Raw genomic sequence first — 9,305 nt, forward strand, 5'->3', positions numbered from 1 at the left:
GCTCAGGCGTCAATAAAACAACGCTTAAGGAGTTAGTCTCGACGGCAAATGCATTCAAAGAAAGTAATTACAAACACGAGAACTGGAATGATTATGCACAGGCTCTGAGCGCGGCTAATGCTGTCATGGCTAATGCTGGAGCCACTCAGAACACGGTTTATGCAGCGAGGAACGCTCTGCAGCAGGCTATGGATCATCTCTCCCGTGCCGTACCTCCGGTTGCGGGCTATAAAGGACTTTATTACACCGACTTTGAGGACGATACCTTGTGGGGATTTGACAGAACGGAACCGGGGCATATCTTCGCACAGGTCGATAATGTTGATATAGCCGGGAACACCAGCAAAAAGTTTCAGCTTTATGCGAATAACGTGATTAACCTTGCCATGCGGAAGGCATTACCTAAACCTGTCGATAACGATAAAATGATGGTCGTCTTTGACTGGTACCCCGCTCCGCCAAGAAACAATAGTACGGCCAAAAGTGCCGAACTGCGTATATTGGACGGCAACGGCGACATAATGGTCGCTCTTACAAACAGACACAACACGAATCTGGGTGCGTACACGCAACTCACTCGTCCAAAAAATAATTACACCAGTGTTAAAAATACTACATTCAGCGATAAACTCGCTTGGTATACGGTAACCGTAGTTGTGGATAAGACAGCTAAGAAGATCACCGTCACTTACAAGAATAAAGCTACAAATGCTGAACAATCCTTGGATTTTGTTTACGATCCCGCAAAGAATGACGGCACGATCGCTTTCCTTGACGTAGTCATTCTGAGTGAGGATACGACAGGTCAGGTTATGACGACTTACTTGGATTCCATCGCTGTTTATGAAGCAGGGGTTGAAACGGCAGCAGCATCTTTAACGGGGCCGGCATCTGTTGTATCAGGTACGCCATTTGATTTAAGCTTCAATATCAGAGATGTGACCGATAGCGTATATCAAGAAGTATATGCGCAAGATCTGACGATACAGTTCGATCCAGATGTACTGACGTTCGTAAAGGCAAATGCATTGATGGAAGGTTTAGAAGTTATTGAGTCGAAAGAGCTATCCCCGGGGAATATCAGATTCCTGACAGCTGCGCTTGTTAAAGACCAAGTGACTCCGGCTAATGGCAATTTCATTAGTTTTTCATTTGTTGCCAAGCCTAACGCTGATCCAGTTAAAGCTGCAGTAGCAGTTGGGAATGTGATCATTGCCAACGGTATGGGTCAGGAATTACTAATACCGGGATCCTCCTTCACATTCAACGTGCAGAATCAACCTATCGATACGGCTGCTCTTCAGACATTAATTAGCTTAGCGCAATCCAAAGTTAATGCCGCAGTAGAAGGCAAGGCCGATGGTCAATATGTAGTCGGATCGAAGGCATTACTGCAGGCGGTGATCAATCAAGCCCAATCTGTTGTCGATCAACACTTGGCAACTCAACAGCAGATCGATCAAGCTGTAACCAACTTAACATCGGCCATTACCGCCTTCGAATTATCCAGAATTTCCACAGATGTTAACGGTGACGTCAAAGTAACCATCGGAGATTTGGCGATTGTGGCAGCGGGGTATGGCAAGAAGTCGACCGACAGTGACTGGAATCAATTTAAAGCCGGTGACGTGAATAAAGACGGTGTTATAGACATCGATGATTTAACAGCAGTTGCGATGAAGATATTAGAGTAATAATTAATAGAATGGGGTTTAAGGTTTAGTTAATCTTTTCAAAAACGAAGCAAATTAATGACAAACAGGCTGCCGGGATAATCGGCAGCCTGTTGTATTATCTTGATTTCAGAGTAATCTATCCAGGGAGAGCACTAATGCGTACTTTGTTTTTGGATAAACGTCCGTATTGCTCATTAGTTACAAGCCAGTGTGTTTGCTTAGCGATCTGTTTCTTACGCGCAATTGCTACCTTTCGTTGATGGCGAACGAATGCTTGGTTTCGATTTTTTCGTGTCGGTTTCAAATTATCACGTCCCCTTGGTTAGAGGCTCAGCCTGCAAAAGACACCAAGGACAAGATAAATAGAACTTTTACAGGCTGAGCGTGATAACTATCAGCTTTAGTTGCATAGTGATCGATCCTTTTCGATAAAGTTTTTGGTTTGATATTTATTTTACCTCATTGCCGAAGCCACCTCAATCGGGGAAAGGCGGTCTTTTTGAGCGAGCAGTTTAGTTCCAAAATGTGTTAATATACGAGAGAAGTATTTATATTTTAGGGGGATACGTTGAAATGAGTAAAAAAGGAGATTTTATTGAATTTATAGTTAAATCGAATGCTCTTATATTCGGCGACTTTGTAGCTAAGAGCGGTAGAAAGACACCATACATGATTAATACAGGGAATTTTCAAACTGCGAAGCAAATTACTATTTTAGGCGAATACTACGCTGATTGTTTACACTCAAACTTGGATAAATCGGTAAATGTTCTCTTCGGTCCTGCCTACAAGGGCATCCCGTTGGCGGTAGCTGCTTCTGCTGCTTTATACAATAAATATAATAGAGACATCTCGATAACATTTAATAGAAAAGAGAAAAAAGATCATGGTGAAGGAGGACAAATCATAGGGTATATACCTCAAAATAACGATCGTATTGCAATCATTGAAGATGTGATAACTGCGGGTACAGCAGTAAGAGAAAGTATAAATTTATTGAACAACACTGCAGATGTAAAGATTACAAATTTAATCGTTTCAGTCGACCGATTAGAGAGAGGATTGAGTAATAAGACGACGATTCAGGAACTAAATGATGATTATGGTATTCAAACCAATGCCATCGTAACCATAGAAGATATAGTAAATTATCTACATAATCGTGAGATAGACGGAAAGATTGTAATTGATGGGATCATGAAAAATACAATAGAAGATCATCTCAACCTTTATGGAGTCAGATAACGATGTTGTAAGATGAAACAAACATAGATGCATAATTGTTGTGCCGCAAAAGACGCTTCGGGACATTTGCCCTCGGTCCACCCAAGGCATTTCGGGATGATTTGTAAAGAACGGCGAGCGTGAGCTTGTTTTGACAAGTGTAGAAACATTTTTTATTTATTCTGAACGTATATTGCGCTGCGACTTTAGATTAAAAAAACTGACTCATTGCTCGGCGGGTGCTTTAGAACCGGGAAAAGCCTAGACGAACCAAAAATCTAAGCTAAACTTGGAATAGTTTTAGCCATCCCCAATTGGTGGTTTAGAAGGAATAGTAACTATTTGTTTTACCTCGTTCTCCGAAATGACCGCAAAAGCGGTCTTTTTTATATGTTTTTAGAACAATGAGCGCTCGGGATTCGCGCGCGCTATAATATGACACACTGTTGTCTAGTTATAAGGGTTATATTAACTGTGTGATGCGGAGAAAATGCAGTCGATCATTGAAATGGAGGAGAAACATAGTGGAAAACATTCAATCTAAAGTCGTTATTATCACTGGAGCATCGAGCGGCATCGGGCAAGCAACTGCGCTTTCGCTGGCTAAATACGGAGCAAAAGTTGTTCTGGCAGCGAGAAGGGAAGATCGGTTAAAAGCGATTGCCGAGCAAATTCAACAGAGTGGTGGTAGCGCGATATACATGAAAACTGATGTCGCATCGGCAGGGGACATGCGGAAGCTTGCCGATTATGCAGTGCAGGAATACGGACAAATCGATGCTCTCATTAACAATGCTGGAATCATGCCCCTTTCGTTTCTTCACGAATTGAAGGTAGAGKAATGGGATAAGATGATTGACGTTAATATTAAGGGTGTTCTGTACGGAATTGCTGCAGTGCTGCCTAAGATGAGATCACAGAAGTCAGGACATATCATTACCGTTTCGTCGGTCTCGGGTTATAGGGTGGATCCTACGGCTGCTGTATACAGCGGCACCAAGTTTGCCGTAAGAGCTATCTCTGATGGGGTTCGTCAGGAAGAAGGTCCAACATCCAATATTCGTACGACGATCGTTTCTCCGGGAGTTACGTCTATGGGTTTGACTGAGTCTATCAGCAATAATGAAATTAAGAGCTGGGTTGATCAAATGAGCCACTTCGCCATTTCGCCGGACAGCATTGCCAGAGCGATCGCATTTGCGATTAACGAACCCGCCGATACGAGTATCAATGAGATGATTGTTCGACCAACTGTTCAGGCTTCCTAATAGAAGGCATAGCACTTTGAGACATGGTGAAAGGACAGTTGGTATATTTGCCTAATCATCGACACAGTGGAAAGGTGAAGTGCAATGGCGGTTGGCAGGCTTTTTGAAATCCTATATATGCTCTTGAAAAAGAAAACAATAACGGCTGGTGAATTGGCCGAGCATTTCGAGGTATCCACACGAACGATCTACCGGGATATCGATGCGTTGAGTGGCGCCGGCATTCCCGTTTACGCAAGCAAAGGCAAGGGTGGAGGCATTTCGCTGCTAGAAGGCTATTCCTTTCATGCTTCTATGTTGACTGATAGAGAACAAGAAGATGTGCTGGCTGCGCTGCAGAGTTTGGCTGCTGCGGATTATCCGGACATTCATGCGGTGCTGCATAAAATGGGAATGTTGTTCAAAAAAGATGGAAGCCAGTGGCTTGAAGTCGACTTTTCACCATGGGGAAGCGAAGACCAGCGGCGTCAACTTTTTGCACTTCTACGCCAAGCGATTGCCGATTGTCAAATAATTCAATTCCGGTACTATAATAGCGTGGGCCAAGAGAGCCTCCGCAAGGCAGAACCGGTTCAACTTCTGTTCAAGAGCAAATCATGGTACTTGGCAGCCTATTGTTTGACGAGCGACAGCCAACGTGTTTTTAAAATTAGCCGAATGAAAGATGTCATCATCCTGGATAGCCACTTTGAATCGAGACCTGAGATAGCAGCAATCGAATTGGCAGAAGAACATGCCGTTCGCGAATCGGTGCGAGTAACGATAAAGTTATCGACAAAAGGAGCTTACAGGGTCTATGACGAATTTGACGCCACCGCAATTACTTTGAATGATGACGGGTCTTTCACCGTATCAAGCGATCTTCCAGAGGGAGCTTGGCTTAACGGCTACTTGCTCTCCTTCGGCGATATGCTAGAAGAGGTAGAACCTGAGCGTGTGAGAATTAATTTGATGATACAGCTGGATACGATGAGATGTAGGTTAGGTACAACTCATCAGGGCAAAGACAATTACCCTACTTGTGCTGATAATAAGGAGGAATAGCGATATGGCTCATGAGATCTTGTGGGCAAGAAGGAGATTGTAGACTACTTTACAACTTATTTCGTTGGAACGAACACTCATACGGATATTATTGAATACAACACTAACATGTTGCTGACTGTGTTAGAATAAATAAAATGAACCTGGATAATGAATCAGGGGGAAAAGCAAATGAACAAAACCGATCGGCAACTCGCCATAATGCTTGAACTTCAACGGAGCAAGGTATTGAGAGCGGAAGATTTGGCGTCTCTATTTGAGACGAGCGTACGGACAATCTATCGAGATATTCAAGCCTTGAGCGAAATGGGGATTCCGATATTGGGAGCCCCCGGACAGGGTTATTCTCTGATGGAGGGGTATTTTCYTCCACCAGTTGGGTTTTCAGCAGGAGAGGCGGTAACCCTGCTCATGGGTACAGATTTTATTGAGCAGCGGTTGGATGGTGATTATGAAAATATAGCTAAGGCAGCTCGACGCAAAATTGAAGCTATTCTACCCGAAGCAGTGCGCGGTGAGTCGATGCGCGTTAGGGAAACCATGCGGCTTCTTCACACTAGCGAACCGGTAACTGGCTTGAGGGAAAAAGACCATCTCGGGCAGGCGCGGCGCGCGATTTTGGAACGGCGAAAACTAAGGTTTTCGTACCAGAAAAAAATGCCGGAAGCTGACAGCAATCGGATGAGTATGCGTGAGGTTGCTCCGTACGGACTGGCGCTCGTTCAGGGTAATTGGATTTTGATTGGGTACTGCGATCTCCGGCAGGATATCCGTCATTTCCGCTTGTCGCGAATGACAGAGCTAGCGGTTTTAGATAAATACTTTGCAATTCCGCATGGCTTTAACTTGAGCACTTACCGTCCGCCGGACGACCGTAACGAACGCGTGCTGGTTCGGGCTAATCCAGAAATGGTCGACAAAATCGTCGAAACCGCTAACTTTTATATGGAAGGTGCCGAGGAGCGGGCTGACGGTGTTTGGATCCACTTTCGCGTTCGAACGCCGGAGGAACTGCTGTACCTAATCCTTAGCTGGGGAGGAGACGTCGAAGTTCTGGAACCGGAGTCTTTACGCCGCCGGATTCGGGAAGAGGCTGAAAAAATTTTAAAACGCTACTGACACGCTGTTGTCAGGAGCGTTTTTTTATACTGGGGTTATACCCAAGATGAATGAGGAGTGTTGTAAATATGAGAAGTACAGCGGAAGCATTGAAAGAGTTTGAAGAGACGGTTGGACGGTATTTAGTTGATCTTGAAAATCTCGATATGGAGCAATTACATGCAAAGCCTAACGAGGAGGAATGGTCGATTGGGCAAATGTATATGCATTTAATTCAGTCGGCTCATCTCATGCATCTGCGTAATGTTGACCAATGTTTAGGCGGCAGCGAGGCTGTGATTGGGATCACGGGGGAAAAAACGGAGAATGGCAGGACCGCGTTTGAGCTCGGGAGCTTTCCGTCCATTCGGATCAAAGTCCCGGCTTCGCCGCAGTACACACCGCAACAGCCAGAGAGTAAGGAGCAGCTGATGGAAGGACTTCGTGGCGTAGTGGAACGGATGAAACGTACTGAAATTACTTTGAGTCAAGCGTCCGTAGAGAATAGAATCCTTCATCCAGGTTTCGGCGCGTTAAACGCTACAGAGTGGTTTTTGCTGGTAGAAATGCATTACAGGCATCATCTTTTGCAGTTGGAGCGTTTGCAAAATTTCATAAAAAAAACAATATAAGATAAGAAAAGGACGGAGCGATGCCGAATGTAGTAATTCAGCAATTGGCTCATCCACTACTCTCCACAGAAGGACATATCGAAGGGAAAGCAATCTAAGATGGGTTAGTGTAAAAATGGTCAAAGGGTTATAATGAATCATGCCTGTTATTAAGCTAGCACTACGAAAAAGGATGCCCGATCATGCCGATTAATTCATTTGATAACTATCCAATGAGCTGGAAACCAACAATTGAAAGAACCCAGAAACCGATTTATAAAGCACTCGCGCGACAATTACAGCTGGATATTCTAACCGGCGTCCTAGTACCTGGTACAAAACTTCCCTCACAGCGGGAATTAGCCGATTTTTTAGATCTCGGCTATGGACGTGCAGGCGAAAAACTCTGGCAAAAGGATGCCGCGATGAAGCTCATCCGTAGGAGTGGACTCGAAACAACAGTTGATCGTATTGTATTGACGAATGGGGGCCAAAATGCGATTGCAGCTACGCTTGCGAGTTTGTGCAAACCTGGAGACCGAATTGGCGCCGATTCTCATACGTACCCGGGTCTAAAAACAGCCGCAGCTATGCTCAGTATCCAGATTATACCGATCAAGTCCGAGAACGATGTGATGAGCCCAACTGCTTTCGAGTATTCATGTAAGAATGACAATATTAAAGGCATCTACTTAATTCCGGATTATCACAATCCAACAGCAAGTACGATGTCTGTTGAGAATCGCAAACGGATTGCAGCAGTAGCTCGAACATATGATCAGTTTATTATCGAAGATGCGGCATACAGTCTCATGTGCGAACAACCGCTCCCGGCCATTGCCTCATTCGCGCCGGATCAAGCGATCTACATTGCGAGTTTGTCAAAATCGATCGCACCGGGGCTACGACTCGCGTACGCAGTAGTTCCGAGTGCATACAAGGAGCCTATTACAAGGGCACTTTATAATCTGAACGTATCCGTATCGCCTTTATTCGCCGAACTTGCAGCGCGCACAATTGTATCAAATCAATTTGAGAGCATTATAGATGCACATCGTAAACAAGCCATTAGTAGAAACCAAATTGTAAACCAGTATCTGGCAGACTATACCTGTCTAGGTGTTGATACTGGCATCTTCCGCTGGCTGCTGCTACCGGGTAACATCACTGGTGCGGAATTCGAGAAGTTGGCTGCAGAGCAGGGAGTGCAAGTGTATGCAGCGGATCGTTTTGTCGTTGGGAATAGTTCCCCGGAACGGGCTATCCGAATTGCCGTCTGTGCGCCGGAAACAATGGAAGAGCTGGAGGAAGGATTATCTATCTTACAAAAATTACTCTGTGAGCTGAATTCATCATAATATTGTTTGCCATACAATTCTTGTATTGTATGGTTTTTTTGTGCGTGATATGATGGGACCAATCTTGTATGAGGGTAACAAGCAGCCCTTTTTGTAGAAAAGAGGAATAGATATGAACTATCCGGTGATTATAGTTGGCGCAGGTCTAAGTGGCCTTCATGCCGCTTCTTTGCTTCACGCACGTGGTATTTCCTGTAAGGTTCTAGAGGCGAGAAATCGAATTGGCGGCAGGGTCTTGAGCACATCTATATCAGACCAGTCTGAACTGGGTACGTTCGATCTTGGACCGACATGGTTCTGGCCGCAGTATGAAAATGCAATTACCAACATTGCCCAGGAATTAAATCTGGAGACTTTCATCCAGTATACCCAAGGGGCAATGCTACTGGAACGGTCACTCAACGAATCGCCAGTGCAATATGTGCAACCAGCGCATGCAAATGTAATTTCTATTCGATTCCATGGAGGCGTAATGACGTTAATTGAGGCAATTGCAGATACAATTCCTTCTGGGACAATTGAGTTAAACTCGCAAGTGAAGGCTATCCATCTAGATCCTAGTGGTATGGTTAAAGTAGAAGCGGAACTTGCAGATGGAACAAAGGAACGATTCTATGCAAACGCGGTTATCCTTGCGTTACCGCCTCGAATTGCAGCGCGACATGTGGAGTTTGCACCGCTTCTTCCTTCTGAACTAGTGACAGATCTCGTCAATAAGCCTACATGGATGGCAGGACAGGCAAAGGCAGTTGTTGTCTATGATCGACCCTTCTGGAGAGAAAAGGGACTCTCAGGATTTATCTCGAGCCGTGTCGGACCCTTGCAGGAAATCCACGATGCTTCACCTGAGACAGGTTCTGGAGCGCTATTCGGTTTCTTCGGGATGCCAGCAGCAATGCGGCATAAACTGGGGCAGGATGGGATTCAACAAGAAGTGATTAGCCAATTGGTTCGATTGTTTGGATCTCCGGCAGAGCAAGTCAGCGCTTTTCTGTATAAGGATTGGTCAGAGGATGCCTACACATC

8 protein-coding genes are annotated in these 9,305 nt (G+C 44.8%); all 8 read left to right on the plus strand.

What is annotated here, in order from left to right; all coding sequences use genetic code 11:
• The coding region (locus AC1DUA_RS20855; RefSeq protein WP_477501597.1) for a dockerin type I domain-containing protein at positions 1-1,694 on the plus strand (1,694 nt) is incomplete at its 5' end.
• Positions 1,695-2,249: 555 nt separating this feature from the next.
• Positions 2,250-2,921 (plus strand): orotate phosphoribosyltransferase, encoded by a 672-nt coding sequence (pyrE, locus tag AC1DUA_RS20860; RefSeq protein ID WP_477501598.1) that lies wholly within the window; start codon positions 2,250-2,252, stop codon positions 2,919-2,921.
• A 503-nt stretch (positions 2,922-3,424) separates the two neighbouring features.
• Entirely contained in the window at positions 3,425-4,168 is a 744-nt protein-coding gene (locus tag AC1DUA_RS20865) for an SDR family oxidoreductase (protein ID WP_477501599.1), read from the plus strand.
• Positions 4,169-4,252: 84 nt separating this feature from the next.
• Positions 4,253-5,212, plus strand: a complete 960-nt coding sequence (locus AC1DUA_RS20870; protein ID WP_477501600.1) for a helix-turn-helix transcriptional regulator — start codon at positions 4,253-4,255, stop codon at positions 5,210-5,212.
• 171 nt (positions 5,213-5,383) lie between these two features.
• Positions 5,384-6,331 (plus strand): helix-turn-helix transcriptional regulator, encoded by a 948-nt coding sequence (locus AC1DUA_RS20875; protein WP_477501601.1) that lies wholly within the window; start codon positions 5,384-5,386, stop codon positions 6,329-6,331.
• Between the two features lie 68 nt (positions 6,332-6,399).
• A complete protein-coding gene (locus AC1DUA_RS20880; RefSeq protein WP_477501602.1) occupies positions 6,400-6,942 on the plus strand; it encodes a DinB family protein in 543 nt (180 codons plus the stop codon).
• Between the two features lie 182 nt (positions 6,943-7,124).
• Positions 7,125-8,279 carry an aminotransferase-like domain-containing protein gene (locus AC1DUA_RS20885; RefSeq protein ID WP_477501603.1) on the plus strand — a complete coding sequence of 385 codons (1,155 nt, stop codon included), beginning with the start codon at positions 7,125-7,127 and terminating at the stop codon, positions 8,277-8,279.
• A 112-nt stretch (positions 8,280-8,391) separates the two neighbouring features.
• Positions 8,392-9,305, plus strand: a 914-nt coding sequence (locus AC1DUA_RS20890) for a flavin monoamine oxidase family protein (protein WP_477501604.1), incomplete at its 3' end; no start/stop codon positions are given.

This window comes from Paenibacillus sp. 01T422 (assembly GCF_056398785.1).